General features: G+C 50.3%; 15 protein-coding genes and 5 pseudogenes. 4 read left to right on the top strand and 16 right to left on the bottom strand.

What is annotated here, in order from left to right; genetic code table 11:
• Nucleotides 1-620: 620 nt before the first annotated feature.
• The 10 genes and pseudogenes from B5F88_RS15075 to B5F88_RS15115 all read right to left on the bottom strand — a co-directional run.
• Nucleotides 621-2,282, bottom strand: a pseudogene (locus B5F88_RS15075) (CHC2 zinc finger domain-containing protein); the annotation flags it as partial.
• A gap of 239 nt (nucleotides 2,283-2,521) precedes the next feature.
• On the bottom strand, nucleotides 2,522-2,920 hold the full coding sequence (locus tag B5F88_RS20315; protein WP_140402139.1) for a hypothetical protein: 399 nt from the start codon (nucleotides 2,918-2,920) through the stop codon (nucleotides 2,522-2,524).
• A 118-nt stretch (nucleotides 2,921-3,038) separates the two neighbouring features.
• The gene (locus B5F88_RS15080; protein ID WP_087347799.1) at nucleotides 3,039-3,317 is read right to left on the bottom strand and encodes an immunoglobulin; all 279 of its coding nucleotides are present in this window, start codon (nucleotides 3,315-3,317) and stop codon (nucleotides 3,039-3,041) included.
• A pseudogene (locus tag B5F88_RS15085) lies at nucleotides 3,314-4,630 on the bottom strand (DNA topoisomerase); the annotation flags it as partial. The gene B5F88_RS15080 and the pseudogene B5F88_RS15085, both read right to left, overlap by 4 nt.
• Nucleotides 4,631-5,628: 998 nt before the next feature.
• Nucleotides 5,629-5,826: a helix-turn-helix domain-containing protein gene (locus B5F88_RS15095; RefSeq protein ID WP_087347801.1), complete on the bottom strand. Its 198-nt coding sequence runs from the start codon at nucleotides 5,824-5,826 to the stop codon at nucleotides 5,629-5,631.
• On the bottom strand, nucleotides 5,819-6,241 hold the full coding sequence (locus B5F88_RS15100) for an RNA polymerase subunit sigma-70 (RefSeq protein ID WP_087347803.1): 423 nt from the start codon (nucleotides 6,239-6,241) through the stop codon (nucleotides 5,819-5,821). Before B5F88_RS15100 ends, B5F88_RS15095 begins: the two co-directional genes overlap by 8 nt.
• Nucleotides 6,242-6,401: 160 nt before the next feature.
• Nucleotides 6,402-7,172 (bottom strand): hypothetical protein, encoded by a 771-nt coding sequence (locus tag B5F88_RS20320; protein WP_140402140.1) that lies wholly within the window; start codon nucleotides 7,170-7,172, stop codon nucleotides 6,402-6,404.
• Nucleotides 7,173-7,174: 2 nt separating this feature from the next.
• Nucleotides 7,175-8,056 carry an ABC transporter ATP-binding protein gene (locus tag B5F88_RS15105; RefSeq protein WP_087347805.1) on the bottom strand — a complete coding sequence of 294 codons (882 nt, stop codon included), beginning with the start codon at nucleotides 8,054-8,056 and terminating at the stop codon, nucleotides 7,175-7,177.
• Between the two features lie 29 nt (nucleotides 8,057-8,085).
• A complete protein-coding gene (locus B5F88_RS15110; protein ID WP_087347806.1) occupies nucleotides 8,086-8,451 on the bottom strand; it encodes a helix-turn-helix transcriptional regulator in 366 nt (121 codons plus the stop codon).
• Between the two features lie 219 nt (nucleotides 8,452-8,670).
• Nucleotides 8,671-8,799: pseudogene (locus B5F88_RS15115) on the bottom strand (Maff2 family protein); the annotation flags it as partial.
• A gap of 473 nt (nucleotides 8,800-9,272) precedes the next feature.
• Between B5F88_RS15115 and B5F88_RS15120 the strand changes: the two are divergent.
• Nucleotides 9,273-10,481, top strand: coding sequence for an IS110-like element ISEnfa110 family transposase (locus B5F88_RS15120; RefSeq protein WP_002382856.1), 1,209 nt, complete (start codon nucleotides 9,273-9,275; stop codon nucleotides 10,479-10,481).
• 146 nt (nucleotides 10,482-10,627) lie between these two features.
• Here B5F88_RS15120 and B5F88_RS15125 read toward each other — a convergent pair.
• The 3 genes and pseudogenes from B5F88_RS15125 to B5F88_RS15135 form a co-directional block, all read right to left on the bottom strand.
• Nucleotides 10,628-11,443: pseudogene (locus tag B5F88_RS15125) on the bottom strand (TraG/TraD/VirD4 family protein); the annotation flags it as partial.
• 41 nt (nucleotides 11,444-11,484) lie between these two features.
• Nucleotides 11,485-11,643 carry a transposon-encoded TnpW family protein gene (locus B5F88_RS15130; protein WP_009243220.1) on the bottom strand — a complete coding sequence of 53 codons (159 nt, stop codon included), beginning with the start codon at nucleotides 11,641-11,643 and terminating at the stop codon, nucleotides 11,485-11,487.
• A 142-nt stretch (nucleotides 11,644-11,785) separates the two neighbouring features.
• Nucleotides 11,786-12,265 (bottom strand): annotated as a pseudogene (locus tag B5F88_RS15135) (topoisomerase); the annotation flags it as partial.
• A gap of 37 nt (nucleotides 12,266-12,302) precedes the next feature.
• Here B5F88_RS15135 and B5F88_RS15140 point away from each other — a divergent pair.
• From B5F88_RS15140 to B5F88_RS15150, 3 genes are all read left to right on the top strand, one after another.
• The gene (locus tag B5F88_RS15140) at nucleotides 12,303-13,817 is read left to right on the top strand and encodes a site-specific integrase (protein WP_087347810.1); all 1,515 of its coding nucleotides are present in this window, start codon (nucleotides 12,303-12,305) and stop codon (nucleotides 13,815-13,817) included.
• Nucleotides 13,818-13,941: 124 nt separating this feature from the next.
• Nucleotides 13,942-14,574 carry a CatA-like O-acetyltransferase, family 2 gene (locus B5F88_RS15145; protein WP_087347818.1) on the top strand — a complete coding sequence of 211 codons (633 nt, stop codon included), beginning with the start codon at nucleotides 13,942-13,944 and terminating at the stop codon, nucleotides 14,572-14,574.
• The gene (locus B5F88_RS15150) at nucleotides 14,571-15,134 is read left to right on the top strand and encodes a DNA-3-methyladenine glycosylase I (RefSeq protein ID WP_087347812.1); all 564 of its coding nucleotides are present in this window, start codon (nucleotides 14,571-14,573) and stop codon (nucleotides 15,132-15,134) included. Before B5F88_RS15145 ends, B5F88_RS15150 begins: the two co-directional genes overlap by 4 nt.
• A 206-nt stretch (nucleotides 15,135-15,340) precedes the next feature.
• On the opposite strand, the gene B5F88_RS15155 is transcribed toward B5F88_RS15150, so the two are convergent.
• The 3 genes from B5F88_RS15155 to B5F88_RS21125 all read right to left on the bottom strand — a co-directional run.
• On the bottom strand, nucleotides 15,341-16,102 hold the full coding sequence (locus tag B5F88_RS15155) for a DUF1829 domain-containing protein (protein ID WP_162612203.1): 762 nt from the start codon (nucleotides 16,100-16,102) through the stop codon (nucleotides 15,341-15,343).
• A 17-nt stretch (nucleotides 16,103-16,119) separates the two neighbouring features.
• A complete protein-coding gene (locus B5F88_RS15160) occupies nucleotides 16,120-16,566 on the bottom strand; it encodes a hypothetical protein (protein ID WP_087347816.1) in 447 nt (148 codons plus the stop codon).
• A 710-nt stretch (nucleotides 16,567-17,276) separates the two neighbouring features.
• A partial coding sequence (locus B5F88_RS21125) for a hypothetical protein (protein ID WP_204246254.1) occupies nucleotides 17,277-17,462 on the bottom strand: 186 nt, incomplete at its 5' end.

A 17,462-nucleotide genomic window follows, 5' to 3' on the forward strand; every position in this document is an offset into this window, starting at 1 on the left:
AGCTTCAATAGACCCAATATCATTCCCACAGAACGTCACCTCCAACTTGATTCTAAAGCCATTATGAAACAATCTCTGTCAAATGGCAAGGATACGGGCAAAAAGAAAAAGCGGAGGGAGGCGCGGCGAAAAGAACGCCGTTCCTCCCTCCGCAGATGGGGCATACCAAAGGTCAGTCGGGGGAATGGGGTGTCGGTTTGCGGATTGATCGCAATCTCACTGTTATACTCCTGGGGCCGGAGTTCCCGGAATCGGGCCAGGGCCTGTTCATAGCTGTCATAAAACTCAATGGGGGTGCGGGGTTTATTGCCGCCCGCAGCAGAGTTCCATGTCATAATGTCAGGAATGATGTAGCAGTGCCAGCGGCCAAGCTCGGCGGCCAACTGTTCTTTGACTTGCGCTGCATGGACATCTCCGCTGTTGAGCTGGCCTGCAAGCTCCGTGCATTTTTCTGTCCTTCCAGCCCCCAGCACATCGCCGGGAATCTCGTTTTTCCCTTGAACGGTATATGCCTGGATCACGCTGCGATCCAGTTCATTGACAGAATGCTGGTTCGGAAGTACACGATACTCCACCACCGGCTCAGCTGGGGCAGGCTGTTCCGGCTCCGGCGCAGTGGTCAGGTCAATGCCGCGCTCTTTACAGATTTCTTTGTAGTTCCGCTCGATGTGGTCGATCAGCTCACCGGAAGTTTTGTTGATGGTCTCCAGGCTTGCTTTCAGCTCATCCAGTTCTTTGCCCTTACTCCAGGTTGCAATATAGCCAAAGCTGTTTTCGCCAGTCTCAATCCCGAAATACTGACAGACCGCATAGGAGACACTCTCGGCCTCCACTTCTTCGGTGTTGCGGTTCTTAGCGGCCCGCAGAAGCTCATAATCATCTTCCTCGACATACAGCCGCCACTCGAATTGGTTCTCATCCAGATAACGCCAACCCATTTCATCGGCAAACTGTTCCGCCTCAGCTTCGGTTGCAAATCCAGAGTAAAAATCTCTTAACGGGCCGCCGCCACCATCCATGACGATTTTCCAAGACTCCTGCACTTCATACTTTTTGGGATCGTGGAGCTTGCTGTGGGCAATCTCGTGAACGGCAGCGGAAATGGTCTGCACCTCGCTCATGCCTTCCCGGATGGCGATCCGCTGCTGCTCGGAGGAAAAATAGCCATCCATGCTCTCGGCCATCGGCTCAAACTCGATGGGGACCGGGGCGGAGCGGCGCAGCGCCTCCAGGAACACCTCATAGTGCGGCACCGTACCGGACAGGCTGGAGGCCAGCTCCGGCAGGGGCTTTCCGTCAGTCTGGCTCACATCGAACACCTTGACCGGGCGGAACATGGGAATCTCGATTTCCTTTTCCTCCATAACTGCCTTGCCGTCCGCGTCCAGAATAGGGGCCTGGGTATCCGGGTCGCGCTTCATTTCCTCAATCTTCTTTTTGTAGGGCGTGGGGGCGATGATGGTAATGCCATGCTCGCCCTTTTTCACATGGCGCTCAAACTGATTTTTCCACTTGTTGAACCCGGCCACCAGGGTGGCGTCCGGGCGCTGCATATAGATGAGCATGGTGTTGTTCACCGAGTAGCGGTGGAACTTGGACATGACGGACAGGTAGCGCATGTATTTCTCACTCTCAAACAGCTCCTTGATGCCCTGTTCAATTCCTGCCGTGATTTCCTGCAACCGTTCCCGGTTGGTGGGCTTATCAGCCATGAATTTCACTCTCCTTTCCAAATCGGCAATTTCTGACTGATGTTCGGCAATCCACAGTTTTTGTTCCTCCGGGCTGTCCTCCAGGAAAAAGTCCAGTAGATAGCCTACATACTCCTTTCTCTGGACTGCTTCCATAAACCGGGGGTGTGGATTTTCCTCCGGTGTTTTGGGGGAATAGTCGGTTTCCCACTTTTGAAGCAGATGATAGTAGTCGGCCAGGACGCGCCAGCTATGGTCCCGATCCTCCTTGAATTTCTGCGCTTCGGTTTTCTGTCGGACATAGCGCCTCCGGGGAGGTGCCTGACTGTCATAGGTCAGGCCAAAATCCTGGGCCAGCTTTTCAGCAGCCTCCTTAGGGGACAGATTGTAGAGCCGTGCGGCGAAGTCGATCACATCGCCAGTTGCCCCACAGCCGAAGCAGCAGAAATATTCCTCATTCAGTTTCATACTGGGATTTTTGTCATCGTGAAACGGGCAGCAGGCCATGCCGTTCCGCTTGACCTCAATCCCATACATTTCCGCTGCTTCTCTGACAGTGACGAACTGTTTTACGGCTTCAAAAACATTCAAAGGCGGTTCCTCCTGAACATAAGAAAAGCGCCTGTCATTCTCACAAGGAAAATGGCAAGCGCCGGTTGGTGGGTTTCGTATTCAGTTTTTGGTATGGGAAAGGCGCGGCTTGCTGGCCACGCCTGTATAGATGGTGTTCTGTTGTTAAACTGTTTCCGTTCCTTAACTATCTATTGAATTCATAGTTTGCTATGATATTTATTCCACCGAATATATCTGTTGTAACAGGTTCAAATGCTTCACGTATATTGTTGAAGATTTTCATTCTGATCAACTTTAGATAGTTCTGATTCAAAAAATCTTTTGCTATGTTTCTTTTTTCCAATAGTAACATAATAATAATGCTCACGGTTATTTATATGCCACATTATGTCCGTTATGATTGCTTCAATATTTTTGCCTTTTAAGATTACTTTTTCACCAAAATTAAATTTAGGGCTTGGCACAGGAGCAAATAATTTATTTTTTACTCTATAATGCTTATTACCATATCTCAATGTCAAATATTCGCCTTCTTCAATACACTCGAACACTTTACAATTATGTGCTTCTTTTTTAAAATTTTCTAAATCATCTGGATGAATTAAATCTGTACCATGTTCCATACGCCACGCAAATCTTCCCCATTTTCCATCCACTTTTGTACCATCCCTTTCGATTCATTGAAAAGGTTTCTAAATATTTGATTTCATTGTAGCACTTGCGAGGAAAAATGGGAAGCAGCTTCCTGTTTACCGCTTCAGATCTCGTTGTCTTTCATGGATCGGACCTTTTGGCGGGCGGTCTGTACCCGGCAGCCTTGGCCCGCTCACTGGCTGCCTTGCGGCGCTCGGCGCTGTATGGCTCCCGTATCGACACGCAGCGTTTCGGGACGAGAAAGGTCTGCCGGTCCTTTTTCACGATCTGGTCCGGGTATTTCTCCGCCAGCCGCCGCAGCTTCTCTAACAGCCGGGGATCATGGGTATAGACCTCAGCGGTGGCCTCAGCCTGGTTGTAGAGGATGATGGTTTCCTGTTCATGGAGGGAGAGCTTCATCGTTTGCCGCCTTTCTGCTGGTTAAAATCCAGCTTGAAGTTGGCATATTTGCCGTCATCATCGAGAACCACGGTGGCGTCGTAGGTCTTGCCGGTTTTCTCGGAGTACAGACCGCTCACATGGGCGCGGCCATCTTTGAGCAGCGCCGTCACGATGGCCTTGGTGGGCTGCTTGTGCTTCAACTCCCACCACTTGTTGTTTTTCCAGATGGCGAATTTGCAGCCCTCGTTCTGGCAGAAGAATCCCTTTTGCAGCTCCACCACATCGCCACCGCAGCGGGGGCATTTGCCCACCACTTCGCGGGGCGGCGCGAACAGGTACTCGGTCCCCTTGATGACCTGATAGGTTCCCACCAGCTCTTGAAGCATGGCACTGATCCCGGCCATAAAGTCCTCCGGGGCCAGCTCGCCGCGCTCGATCTCACCCAGCCGGTACTCCCACTCGGCGGTCAGCAGAGGTGATTGCAGCTGCTCCGGCAGCACGGTGATAAGGGATACCGCATCATGGGACGGCAGGAGCTGTACGGTTTTCTTGCTCTTTTTCCGCTCCAGGAAGCCGGTGGCCACCAGTTTTTCCAGAATCCCAGCGCGGGTGGCCGGGGTCCCCAGGCCCTTGCGCTCGGCGTCCTCCGGCATATCGTCCTTTCCGGCGGTCTCCATTGCAGAAAGCAGCGTATCCTCGGTGAAGTGTTTGGGCGGGGTGGTCTTGCCCTCCTTAACGGCAGCGCCGGACAGGGGCAGCGTTTGGCCTTCCGTCAGCTCCGGCAGGGCCTTGTCCTCGGTTTCCGGCTCCGCATTTTTCAGCTCGGCGCGGTAGGCAGCGTCCAGCGCCCGCCAGCCAGGGCGCTTTACCGTTTTTCCCTTGGCGGTAAACTCCGCACCGGCGCACTCCACAGAAACGGCGGTTTCCGCAAAAGTATAGGGCTGGGCCACAGCGCACAGCAGCCGCAAGGCTACCAGCTCCAGCACCGCCTTTTCGTCCACCGGCAGGCCGGAAAGGTCCGAATCCTGGAGGTTGCGTGTGGGGATCACCGCATGGTGGTCGGTCACTTTCTTGTCGTTGATGACCTGGGCCGCATTGCAGGCAAGCTCCATACCAACGGCAAAGGGCAGCGCCCCGGCAGTGAGCCGGACCAGCTCCGGCAATCCCGCCGCCATATCCGAAGTCAGATAGCGGCTGTCCGTCCGGGGATAGGTGCATAGCTTCTTTTCATACAGGCTTTGCAGGTAGTCCAGGGTTTGCTGGGCGGTGAACCCCAACAGCCGGTTGGCGTCCCGCTGGAGCGTAGTCAGGTCATAGAGGGCGGGCGGCTTGCCAACCGCGTCACCTACTTTCTGTAAGACTTCATACTTGAGGGCGGCAAGGTCGGCTATGGCAGCGCGTACCTCGCCGGAGAGGGCGTTGTAGGGTGCGCCGTACTCGTTCAGATACCGGGCTATCTGGTTGAGGTTGCCGCCGATCCTGCCGTACTCGGCGGCCAGCTTTCCAACAGCGGAGAGCAGTTCATCATTAACCGCCGACACATGGATAACGGGGCGTATGGTGGTGCGCCGTATCGCCTGCCGGAGAAATTCGGACTGGCTGATACCATAGGGCGCAAGCCGCGCTGTGAAGTCGGCGTATTCATCTTCGGACAGTCGGGTTTTCACAACGCGGCTGCGGTGGGGCGTGTTATAGCGTTTCATGGTCGGTAGACCTCCTTTCTGTGCGTGGCGTCCTCCCACGAATAGGAGAAAAACAGGGTGCAAAGCGGAACTGTTTTTGAAAAAATCCGAAAAAAGGTTTTGAGGATTTTTAAGCGGCGCAAGCCGCATAGCAGGGTTTGGGGAAGGCACTCCCCAACAAGTTTCCCGCGAGGGACAAAAACCGCAGAATTGCGGATTTTGGCACCGTGGTAGAAACTTGCTCTAAGTAAGTAGCAGACTGCCCCTGTCCGGGTTTTTCCGTACATAGAGCGAACGGGGCGGGGCTTCCAGCCCGCTGTGCGCGGCCTTTTTCCCTTTCGCCAAAGATACATTTGAAAGGCCGCCAGCTACCCGCTGGCCGGGGATTTTTTCAAATTTCCTTTCGCTTCTGTAATACGGGAAAGGGGATTTTGGCAACCGGCGGGGCAGAGAATTTTCCTTTCACTCCCCACAACACCGCATTTTGAAATCTGCCAAACGGGGCAGGCAGCTTTTTTCCGGCTTCACCTACCTACTACGGGTGACTTTGCGATTTTGCCAAATGGACAACAAAAAAGCAGCAAATCTTTTTCAGACTTACTGCTTTCGCTGGCCGCCGGTGGGCGGCTGGTATTCGGTTTTTTAGCTTATCGGTCAAAGCGAAACTTGAATAGCGCGGCGGTTAGCTTCTGCTTCACATATTCCTCAACCTCGGCGTTGACCTGCCCGTGTACTTTGGAACAGTAGCGGATATATCCGGCGTAGTGGGAAAGGACGGTGTTTATTGCGTCCGGGTCGCCCTCATAGGCTTTGACGATTGTTTCATAGGGGAGAAGTTTACTCATAGCGGTTTTCCTCCATGAGCCGCCGTAACCGCTGCAAGGCAAGCTGGATATGTCGCCCCGCAGCGCTGCGTGTCCGGCCGATATGTACGCCGATCACTCGCTGCGGCTGGCGCAGGAAATAGTAGCGGAAAATTTCTTCCTGTGCCTGCTCCGGTAAGAGGGCAAGGGCGGCGGCAAGTTCCGCATGGTACAGAACGGCGGTCTGGCCGCAAGCGGTAAAAAAATATTCTTCAAGCTGCTCCGGCTCGGCAAGCTGAACAAACTTCTCATTCATCAGATAGTCAAGGGAAACTTCCCGTTCCCACCTCCGGCGTAGATTCAAGATTTTATCTATGGCTGCGTGACGAATGACGATCTTACAAAAGGCGTTAAAGGTGTACTGGATATGCACTTTGTAGGCTTCATCTTCGGTCATGGAAATCCCCCCTCTCTGAATAATAGTGCGGGGCGGCAGCACTCCTTGCTGTCGCCCCTTGATTGCCTATCTGCAAAGGCGGCGCGGGGCTGTCAACGGCGGCGCGATACGCGCCGTTCATCTTGACCGTTGACTGGCTCGGCTGGCTTTGCTATTTCTTTTACAAATCCATTTTCTCAATCTTGCGAATACCAATGTGTGTAAACAATATCCCCACACAAATCGCATAAAGGAAAAAAAGTATTATGGAGAACGTGATTTGTGGGCTATTTGAGGAAACTGCAACGACATAGTGTAATGGCGAAAGATATTTTATCCCGTCTATATAAGACATCAAATTCATTATGATGTACAGAATCATATACACACCCACGCATACAAGAGTTTTCAGCTTTGTTGCCATTAGCATTACAAGAAAAATCGTTATCAGCCAAAATATGCAATTACAAACGATTTGCACAATTTCCATACCTACATTACTATCATAGAATATTCCGCTTGCAACTTTTGGATTATGGATAAGCACAGCATAGTAAAATGCGATACTCGTTAAAACCAGTAAAATGTCTATGAATACGGAAAAAATCAACAGTGCTAATTCCTTACCTCCATAAATCAATTTTCGGACACCAATACGATTTACATACAAACGGATACTCTTATTCTCAATTTCTGACGCTAAACTTCTTCCAACGATTGCAGATAAAATCACATTGAAAATAAACATAGACTGGCTCATCTGAAACATTGCACTGGCAAAGCCTATGGCCGTTATATTACCTGCGCCCGTATATGTGATAACATCTGAATTAGAAGCTAAACCAACGGAATATAAAATTGGCACAAGCAAAATTGTAAACATGAGCCACGAATCTTTTCTTTGGAATAGTTTCTTTAATTCTATTTTCGTGATAATTGCAAGAGTATTCATTCTTATCCCTCCATTCCAAACAGGCTTTTGAGATTATTTTTTTGGACGGAGAAACCACAAATATAATGACCTTTTTGCAGCAAAATCTTCTGAATATCTATAATAAGCGTTTCGTCCTGAAACATAATCTTATCCTCAAAGAAACTTAATTCGCCACATTTTTCCATAAGCGACCGTTTTATATCATCAGAAATTGTACATTCGATCTTGACGGTATAAGTCTGCTTATGTTCGAGGGGCTGGTCTAACTGCTTATTGCCTTTTGAAATCATAACCACTCTATCGCAAATTTCATCTACATCATCTAAATCATGGCTTGAAAATAATACCGGTACATTCTGTTTATGTGCCATATCCAAAATGGTCTGTTTGAAAAGCTCCTTGCCGATTGGATCAAGGCCAACAAAGGGTTCATCTAAAATCAGAAAGCCGACTTCTGTAAGTAAACACTGACATAGACCGAGCCGCTGCTTCATACCAAAAGAAAATTCTTTGACTTTCTTTTTACGGCTGCTATAAAGTTCTGTCTTTTCCAGCAGTTCCTTAATCCGTATGTCCTGTTTTTGGTTAGTCAGTTGTGAAAGCAACCGTAGGTTTTCTTCCGCAGAAATATAATCCAAAAACTGCGGTTCAATCAAAACGCCAAATTCCCGTGTTATCAATGGGTTTGCAACGATATTTTTCCCTTTATACTGCACTTGACCGGCACTTGGTTTGCAGTATCCGCAAATGATATTTAATAGCGTTGTTTTTCCAGCGCCATTCTCTCCAATCAGTGCAACAATTTCGCCCTGACAAATATCCATAGAAAAATCATTCAAGGCGATTTTCTCTCCATACTGTTTCGTTACATTTTGCACTTGTAATAAATATTCTTGGCCCATGCCCCATACCCTTTCTTAAAATATGACTGTCAATATACAAAGCTAAAAATCAAAACAATCACGACAATCAGAAGAACAGCAGCAATGCAGCCTCCGATGATAGCGCCCCATTTTATGATTTTCTTTGCGTTTTCCACATCACTGTATATGGAATTTAGCCTTTCGCTATTTAAGTTTTTTTCCCGGACTTCCTGCACATCAATGTCCTTGACGAGTTCATCTAACGTCAAGCCAAAGAAGTCACTCAACAATACCAACCGTTGAAAATCGGGATAAGATTGACCGCTTTCCCATTTTGAAATTGTCTGTCTTGTCACATTCAATTCTGCTCCCAGTTCTTCTTGGGATAGTCCTTTGCTTTTTCTCAAAGAAATCAATTTCTCATTAAAATTCATATCCAGCACTCCTTTTTTGCTTTTGTGGTGGCTTAATTATAACAAAATTGAGGCCTAACATTCTACCAATAAGGGTTGGAAATCTGTCAACCGCTAATAACATTTGCTCAAAAGAATACACAAGCGTTAAAATATCATTAGCTGCTTACTGCCATAATAAAAATTGGGGAATAGTGGGCTGGTATCTATCAATTCTTGTGTGTTACTTTATGGCACATGAGCATTCGCGCCGGGGTTGTCATTTCCGTAACCTTCCAGCAGGTTGATGACACCCCACACGCCGAGACCAGCGCCGAGGGCGATAACGAGGGTCTGAAGAACGGTGATAGCCTGGTTAAAAAATGCCATAAAGAATAGTTAGCCGGAATCATTTGAAAAGTTGGTTAGTCATGGTTCATAGGCATACAAAAGCCGGAACAATCTGCCGCCCGGTTTCCAGGGGGCTGATTCCGGCTGTCCTCCTTTTTCATTATTTTTTGGTGATTGTCCGCTTTGTACGCCAATGGCCTCAAAAGAGGCAGTTGCGGCGAGTAGATACGATCACTCCTATTACAATAAATTTGGACAGGAAAGCCGGACAGCCAGTCCGGCTTTCCCTCCATCTCGTGCCTAAGCTACAATGAGAGGAGCAACTGGCTGACCAATCACTCCTTGGGCTTGTATGTCCGTGTGAAAGACTGTTAGCCATCCTCTCGTTGCAGCGTTCGATTTAAGCAGGTTGAACCACCGGATGTCGGAGAGTTCGTGTCACACAATAGATTGAATCGGCAGCGAGAAAAGATGGATTCCGGTTGCAGATTCTTTGTATTGGAGGAATGTGAATGAACTGCGTTGGCATCGATGTTTCCAAGGGTAAGAGCATGATTGCAGTCATGCGGCCCTTCGGAGAGGTAGTGGTTTCACCCTTTGAAGTACGTCACACCGCCAATGAACTGAGCGAGCTGGCAGGACTGCTCAAAAGCCTGGACGGCGAGACCCGTGTGGTGATGGAATCCACGGGTAATTACCATGCTCCGGTGGCCTGGCTGCTCCACGACGCGGGCCTTTATGTCTCGGTAGTCAATGCAATGCTGGTGCATGACTACGGAAACAACAGTTTAAGACGGGCCAAAACCGACAAAAAGGATGCCGTAAAGCTGGCCAACTACGGTCTTGACCACTGGCTCACATTGCCGAGATATATCCCGGAGGAGGATACCCGACTCATGCTGAAAATCTGCTACCGGCAGTACCAACAGTATTCCAAAGTTCAGACCATGCTGAAGAATAACCTGATCTCCCTGCTGGACACCACCTTCCCAGACGCAAATCGCTTGTTTACCAGTCCGCCCCGCGCCGATGGCAGCGAGAAGTGGGTGGACTTTGTCGCTACTTTTTGGCATTGCGAGTGCGTTTGTGGCCGGTCTGAGAAGGCCTTTACTACCCAATACCAGAAGTGGTGCAGAAAGCACGGCTACAATTTCAGCGAGGATAAGGCGCTGGATATTTATGCCTCTGCTTGCAGACACTTCGGTGTCATACCGAAAACGGATACGGCAAAACTTTTGGTAGAACAGGCCATTTCTCAACTCCAGACAACTTCTTCCGCGTTAGCTGCTCTCAAACAGGAGATGCAATCCCTGGCAGCTTCTCTGCCGGAGTATCCTGTAGTGATGGGGATGTTTGGTGTTGGCCCAACCCTCGGCCCTCAACTCCTGGCTGAAATTGGCGATGTACGCCGTTTTCATTCCAAAAAAGCGTTGGTTGCCTTTGCGGGTATTGACGCCCCGCCCTACCAATCCGGTCAAATAGATGTCCGTAGCCGTAGCATTTCCAAGCGAGGATCTGCCTCACTGCGCAGGACGCTCTTTCTGGTGATGAGCGTCATCCTGCAATGTGCTCCAATAGACGAGCCGGTGTACCAGTTCATGGACAAGAAACGCTCTGAAGGCAAGCCATATCGTGTCTACATGATGGCCTCTGCCAACAAGTTCCTGCGCATCTACTACGCTTCTGTGAAAGCCTACTTGGAATCCCTGGAGCACGACTGATTTTTACACTCTATACCATCTGGCTGGCCGCCGTTTTAATTTTGAGATGCTCAGCGGCTTGATTTTGTATTGCATTTTTTCGCCTCCCTAAAAATCTGAAATTTCTACTTGACTTTTATTAGCAGGTCTTTCTCAGCGGAACAGATTTACGCGCCCTCTGCGTCCACTTCGTATACGTCGTAGACCTCATTGGGCTTAGGTTTGAGCCGGGTGGACAAAAACGCCTCAATGTCAAAGGCGTTCTTGGGGTCCGCATCGGCTGTGAACTTGAAGTTGGGGTGCTTGGTGATGTCGTACTTGTCCGAGAGGAAAGGCCGCACACCACGCAGCTGGAGGATGCACTTGCCGCCGTCCATGACGGCCAGTTCATCCTGGCTCATAAGCTCTTTTCCGAGTTTTTGGTAATTGAGTGAGTGGGAAGTTTCCCGCCCCCGGTTTTCGCCGGTGTTGTAGGTGTCAATGGTTTCCTTGCCCAGCACGGCGGCCAACTCCTTGAGGGTGGTTGGCTCCTTGCCGCCCAGGAAGATAGAGGTATCCATGTTGCCGATGATGGTATCGGCGTTGTCCTTGTAGATGGCTTTGAGCTGGGATTGTGCCTGCAATACCAGGCAGGCGGAGATCTCACGGCTGCGGATGGTTGCCACCAGCTTTTCCAACCGGGGTATCTGGCCGATGTTGGCGCACTCATCAATCAGGCACCGCACATGGACCGGCAGCCGCCCGCCGTACACATCGTCCGCCTTTTCGCATAAGAGGTTGAATAGCTGGGTGTAGCACATGGAAATCAGGAAGTTAAAGCTATCGTCTGTGTCACTCATAATGAGGAACAGAGCGGTTCGCCGGTCTCCCAGGGTATCCAGTTCCAGCTCATCGTAGGCCGTGACCTCCCGCAGCTCCGCAATGTCGAACACGGCAAGGCGTGCGCCACAGGAAATCAGGATGCTCTTGGCGGTTTTGCCAGAGACGAAAAGTCAAGGACTTTTTCATCAAATTCAAAAAGAAGTTACATTTTGCGGACTTCCTCACGAAGCAGACGCTTGATTTTGTCCTCCATCGTCTCTTTTGCGGTCTGGCTGAAATGCACACGGACGATATAGGTTGTCTTTCCGATCTGCTTTCTGACAGTCGGGCAAGGGGCGGTGTTGGTTGCGGTATTGTTCATTCAAAATCCTCCTGTAAATGAAAAATGCCCGGTGACTGTTCATCATCGAGCGGTGTCAGTATGAGGGAACAAGGCAAGGCGGCAACATTAAGGTATCTATAAAACCCTTGCCGTCTTTGCCACGCTTGCCGTGTTCCTGTTGTCAGTCTCGGAGATAGCAGACCCATGCTGTGCCATCTTTCTCGGTCACAAGTCTGTCCCCGATACGGCTCTTCGCCGTTCTCATGGTGCGTGAAGAAATCCCACGCTCATTGACTGCCTTTTCCAACTCTGCGCTCGGCATACGCTTTCCGTCCGCAAGCAGTTCCAGAATGAGCATTTGCGCCTGTGCGGTCTTGCTCTCGGTCTTGGCGGTGTCTGTCCCGGCAAGAAGCTCGTCAGCGGTAATGTCATAAGCCCCTATCCACTCAAAACCTTTCTCATCTCCCAGAGAAAAGGCAAGGGACTGTCCGGGCGGCGCAAGGGAGCTTTTCTCATGGATCAGCACCCTCGTTGTGGGGCTGTCCTTCAGCTTGCCGATAAAGAGCAGACTGCGGACTGCCGCCGTAATGTCGATAGACCCTAATCCCCGGTAGGTGATTTGCGTTCCTGCGGCTTTGTTGAGGTGTCCGATCAGCACGATAAGGCAGCGAAAAGACGGACGCTGGGAAGGCCGGGCTGTGGTGGGCTATGATGACAAGGGACTGCCCAAGACAAAAAATGTGCTGGCCAAAACCAAGCGGGAATGCCAGGAAAAACTGGCCAAACTGTTGGAAGAAGTGGGCGGTACCAAATCCGAAAAAATCTGTGCCGATATGCCCTTCGGAGAGTGGATGGACTTCTGGTATCAAACCTATCTCAAGCCCGGCCTTCGCCCCACCACGCAGTTAAATTATGAGAGCACCATCTACCAGCACATCATCCCCCAACTGGGCAGTATCCCACTGTGCCAACTGAGTCAGAAGGATCTCCAACAGTTCTATGCCTATCTGAAAAAAGAGGGGCGGCTTGTCCGCACCGAACAATATGGGAAGGGCCTGTCCGACCGTATGGTACGGATGTGCCACGCCGTCTGCCAGATGGCCCTGGACAAGGCGGTGGAGGAGAAGCTGATCCACGCCAACCCGGCGGTGGGCTGCAAGCTCCCACCCCTGAAGGGGAAAGAGATGAAGATCCTGACCCAGGAGGAGATTCAACGCTTCCTCATCCAGGCCAAGGCTGAGGGGATGTACGAGCTCTTCCTGCTGGAGCTGACCACCGGCATGCGCCGGGGCGAACTGCTGGCCCTCCGATGGGAGGACCTGGACTTCGCCACCGGGAAACTGCGTATCGACAAGCAGGTCTGCCCTGTGGGCGGCAAGCTGGTCATCAACGAACCCAAAACCAGGGCGGCCAACCGCACCGTCATCCTGCCGCCCGCCATGGTGGAACTGCTGGCGGAGTACAAAAGGGGCGTCTTCTCTGAATTGATGTTCCCCTCCCGTATCAAGCCGGACCAGCCCATCGACCCCGGCTATGTCCGCAAGCGGCTCCAGGTGATTCTGGAACGGGCAGGGTGCAAACGGGTGAGATTTCACGACTTGCGCCACACTTTCGCCACCCTGTCCCTGGAAAGCGGGATGGATGTGAAGACCCTCTCCACCATCATCGGCCACGTCTCCTCGGCGACCACACTGAACACCTATACCCACATCACCGATGAGATGCGCCGGAAAGCTGCCCTGAACATCGACCAGGGAATCGCAAAGGCGGAGGTGCAGCCGGAGCCGGAGCGGCAGGCGGCTGTCGGACAGGAGCAGCAAAGCTTTGTGCCCATAGAGCTGCCCCGCCGCAGGCCGGGCACCGGGTGTGTCAGCCAGATCAACGAACACCTCTGGGAGGGCCGCTACTCCCCGGTGTGGCCGGACGGCAAAAAGCGGCCCCGCAACGTCTATGCCCATACCCGGGAAGAGTGCGAGGAGAAGCTCAAAGGGCTGATCCTGGAGATGAAGGCGGAGATCGCCGCCCTTCGCTCCGGTGCGAGCACGGAGTATCCCGACGGGGTGAATCCCAGGAAGAAGGCCATCGCCGTCTACCTGCGGGAACATCCGGATGTAACCAACAAGACCTGGATCGCCAGGGAACTGCACATGAACCGCTCCACGGTGCGCCGGTACTATGATGAAGTCCGGGCGGAGGCTCAACAACAGAGGTGATAAAATCATACTGGGACGGCGGTTGTGTCAAATTCCAGATTGTACCTCAATGGTCGCCATGGTATGATAATACTTACCCTTTCAGAAACGCGCCCCAGAGCGGATGGACAGGATGGAGAAGGATATGAGAGAAGTTGATCCCCAAAGCACACCCCGGGCCCTGGCCTTTGAGCTGTGGAGCAAGGCTCCCATGCCTATGGTAACCCTGATGAAGACCCTGGATGTGACCCCGTTGGTGCGCCTCAGCCGGAAACGGAACTATAAATTCAATATGCTCCTGTGCTGGTGTATCGGAGTAGCTGCTGTCCAGACGGAGGACTTCTACCTGCTTCTAGTGGGAGACAAGCTAATGCAGTACGATAAGCTGGCTGTCAATACGGTGGTGGCAACCCGGGACGGCGGCATCGCCACCTGTGACATTCCCGTTTCCACTGACTTGGAGCAGTTTGACCGGGACTACCGAAGCCTCACCGGTCAGGTTTACGAGAGCGGAGAGAGTTATGAATTGGGCGAGGACTATATGGTCATCGGAACCTCTGCTCTGGCGGGGTATGAGATCGACGGTGCGGTGAATATCTACGCCGGATGCTACAATAACCCATTTCTCATCTGGGGCAAATACCGGAAAAAGTGGCTGCGCGCCACCTTGCCGGTATCCTTCCAGTTTCATCACACCCAGATGGACGGCATCCCTGCCGCAGCCTTTTTGGAGCGGCTGCAGGGAGAAATCCGGCAAGCGGGGAGGAAAAACGGATGACGGAGAAAATCAGATGCAGTTGGGCAAACCCAAAGAATCCCCTGTATATTCGCTACCACGACGAGGAGTGGGGCGTCCCGATTCACGACGACCACAAGTTGTTTGAAATGCTGATCCTGGAGAGCTTCCAGGCTGGGCTCTCCTGGGAGTGCATTCTCAACAAGCGGGAGGCTTTCCGCCAGGCCTTTGACGGCTTTGACCTGGAGAAGGTCTGCGGCTACGGCCAGGAGAAGCTGGAGAGGCTAATGCAGGAGCCCGGCATTGTCCGCAATAAACTGAAAATCCGTGCCGCCATGAACAACGCCCGGATTTTCCGAACCATCCAGCAGGAGTGGGGCAGCTTTGACCGCTACCTCTGGCACTGGACAGAGGGGAACACCGTCTATGAGACAGGCAAGGTCAGCTCCGAGCTTTCAGATGCGGTTTCCAGAGACCTGAAGCGCCGGGGCATGAAGTTCGTTGGGACGGTCATTATCTATTCCTATCTCCAGGCGATAGGGGTCATCAATTCTCACGAGGAGGCCTGCTTTTGCAGGACGTGCACCTGCCCCAAATCATAGGCCGTTACAGCCGAAAGAAGGGCGCTCCTTTTCGCAAAGGAGTGCCCTTCCTGTGGTCAAACAGAAAACCTGACTGTGGTATTTATGAGGTCAATTTTTGACCCGAAATTCCGCAACAAAAAGCAAGAAAAATCTGTCGTTTTATTACGAAAATAGCGGGTTTTTGGCCTAGCTGCCATTAAAAGGCCTGCGGATAGTATCGATGGTTAACAAGCAGCAAACAATTCCAAATTGCTATCCTTGTTACGCTCGCTCCATCGAACTACTTTTGCTTCGTAATTTAAAAATGCATCCTCGATCCCTTTGGCAACATTATTTTGGTCGTTCAAAATTACAATCAACTGGCTATCGTTCCTTCTTGCAGGTTTGGTGTCATTCCACGCAAACAAAATATTTCCCATGTTCGATTTGTTTGGGTTATTAACGGCCTGACAAAGCCTTTCTGGCTTTGTTTTGCTTCTTTGCAACAAGAAATCATAGTTGTGAGAAAAACCAGAGAGTCCTGCAAATTGAACATTTTCCGAATAAAAAATATCTTTTTCTGCAAAAAAATCCTGTATGTCATCAAGAAAGAGAGAACTCACTTTAGCCTTAGAAACAGTGAACATATCATCAATGCGCAACATGGCTTGAATGAATAGATGCTTTTTCTGTGCAAAAGAATTAGCAGGGGTCTTACAAATCAATTCATCGCCATCAAGTCTTACACCATACTGATTCAAGATCCGTTGCAGATGTTTTTTTCGTGTGGGCGTGAATTGAAATCCCCCCATTTTCAAATTGCGAATTGTAGCGCTATCATCTGTAAAGTAAATATCATCACCAATTTGGCGCACATAGATTTGAAGATAGTCATTTGCACTATCCAAATAAGGAGTTGTAATCTCGTAATATTCTCCTACTTTTTCGAATGTGATCTCCTGCTTTAGCCATGCTGCGTAATCATCAATAAGTTTTTGAATATCCAAGATTAACCCTCCTTCCATTACAATAGTTCGAGTTGATAGTTGATGTTCGGTTGCTCAACAACATTAAACTTGGTTAAAAAAGCGATTGTGTTGTCTACAAAAGTATCTTCATGGATATCTTCTGCTGGAAAAGCATAAGTACGTCCATATTCTTCCGTGTATATATGCCAATGGCTACCACAGATTTTTTCACCATTTGGGTTACGGTGAACATTAGACGGGTTAATATGAAGTTCCAACAACATTGTCCCATCCTTTTTAATACGAGCACCAATGTTGTACTTGAACGGTTGGATTTTTCCCCGGTATATTTTTATTGAAAAAATATCCTTTTTAGTATCTCCGATGACATCAAATTCTTTCTCGTCACCACGAGTAGGGAAATCCAATTCGGCAATCAGAGAACGCTTTGTCATATCAAGTAGCCTACGAGCTTCTGCATTGGTAAGTTTAGGAACGCTCATCCGATCACCTCCTTATTTTAATCAGTTTAGCACGCAATTTACATTCATTCAATATGTGGTAACCATTTAACACATTTTCTTTTGTGGCCAATACCGCCTAATAGGACTCAGGGCAGTATTTTCATATGTTCCAATAAAAAATGGGGGGATTCTCCACAGGCCAGCCATCAAGCTGGCTTTTCTATTTCAAAACGAGGGAGGTTTTTAAGTGGCTGACGATAAAAAGAATATTCCCGACGCTGGGACGATAGACGAGCCTCCCAAGCCGGGAACGGTGGAGCCCGTCAAAGCTGATCCCCCTGTGCAGGGTCGGCCAGCTCCGGTCAAAATGAAGGGCCCCAAAGATAAGGATACTCCAGCTCCATTTGAAGAGAGTGCACCGTAGCCGGGCAAGGACGAGAAGTAGACCACGATCCCCAGCATGGGAGATCCCACCCTCGCTGGAAAGGTGGTGGATTTTACAGCTGCCCAGGATGGGGCAGCCAAGGGTAAGGCCCCGGAAAAGGTTCCGGCCAAACCTCGCAGAAGCCGCTTAGCCAGGGTTGACAATGCGTCCCCCGAATCAAAAGAAGGGCGCTCCCTTATGAAAAGGAGCGCCCTTCCTGTGGTCAAACAGAAAACCTGACTGTGGTATTTATGTGGTCAATTTTTGAGGCTACTTTTTTGACCCGGAATTTCATAACAAAAAACAAGAAAAATCCGCTATTTTCTCACGAAAATAGCGGATTTTTGTCTTTTGTTGCCGAAAAAGATACAGCCCGGAAAGCCTTGCGGCTCAATGGATTCGGGGTTTTGCGCAACTTGTATTTTTGTTTTTCTGCGCTTTTTTCAAGCCATTTCCGAACCCCCATATTGACATACTGACAAAGCCATGTGCAAACAGGATACGAAAAAAG

The sequence above is a fragment of the Flavonifractor sp. An306 genome (genome assembly GCF_002159455.1).
Lineage (GTDB): Bacteria > Bacillota > Clostridia > Oscillospirales > Oscillospiraceae > Flavonifractor.

Coding starts and splice junctions, on each gene's coding strand:
- B5F88_RS15130 (WP_009243220.1), bottom strand. CDS start 11,643: ATGAACAATACCGCAACCAACACCGCCCCTTGCCCGACTGTCAGAAAG.
- B5F88_RS15080 (WP_087347799.1), bottom strand. CDS start 3,317: ATGAAGCTCTCCCTCCATGAACAGGAAACCATCATCCTCTACAACCAG.
- B5F88_RS15160 (WP_087347816.1), bottom strand. CDS start 16,566: ATGAGCGTTCCTAAACTTACCAATGCAGAAGCTCGTAGGCTACTTGAT.
- B5F88_RS15105 (WP_087347805.1), bottom strand. CDS start 8,056: ATGGGCCAAGAATATTTATTACAAGTGCAAAATGTAACGAAACAGTAT.
- B5F88_RS15100 (WP_087347803.1), bottom strand. CDS start 6,241: ATGACCGAAGATGAAGCCTACAAAGTGCATATCCAGTACACCTTTAAC.
- B5F88_RS15145 (WP_087347818.1), top strand. CDS start 13,942: ATGAGAGAAGTTGATCCCCAAAGCACACCCCGGGCCCTGGCCTTTGAG.
- B5F88_RS15110 (WP_087347806.1), bottom strand. CDS start 8,451: ATGAATTTTAATGAGAAATTGATTTCTTTGAGAAAAAGCAAAGGACTA.
- B5F88_RS15150 (WP_087347812.1), top strand. CDS start 14,571: ATGACGGAGAAAATCAGATGCAGTTGGGCAAACCCAAAGAATCCCCTG.
- B5F88_RS15095 (WP_087347801.1), bottom strand. CDS start 5,826: ATGAGTAAACTTCTCCCCTATGAAACAATCGTCAAAGCCTATGAGGGC.
- B5F88_RS20320 (WP_140402140.1), bottom strand. CDS start 7,172: ATGAATACTCTTGCAATTATCACGAAAATAGAATTAAAGAAACTATTC.
- B5F88_RS15120 (WP_002382856.1), top strand. CDS start 9,273: ATGAACTGCGTTGGCATCGATGTTTCCAAGGGTAAGAGCATGATTGCA.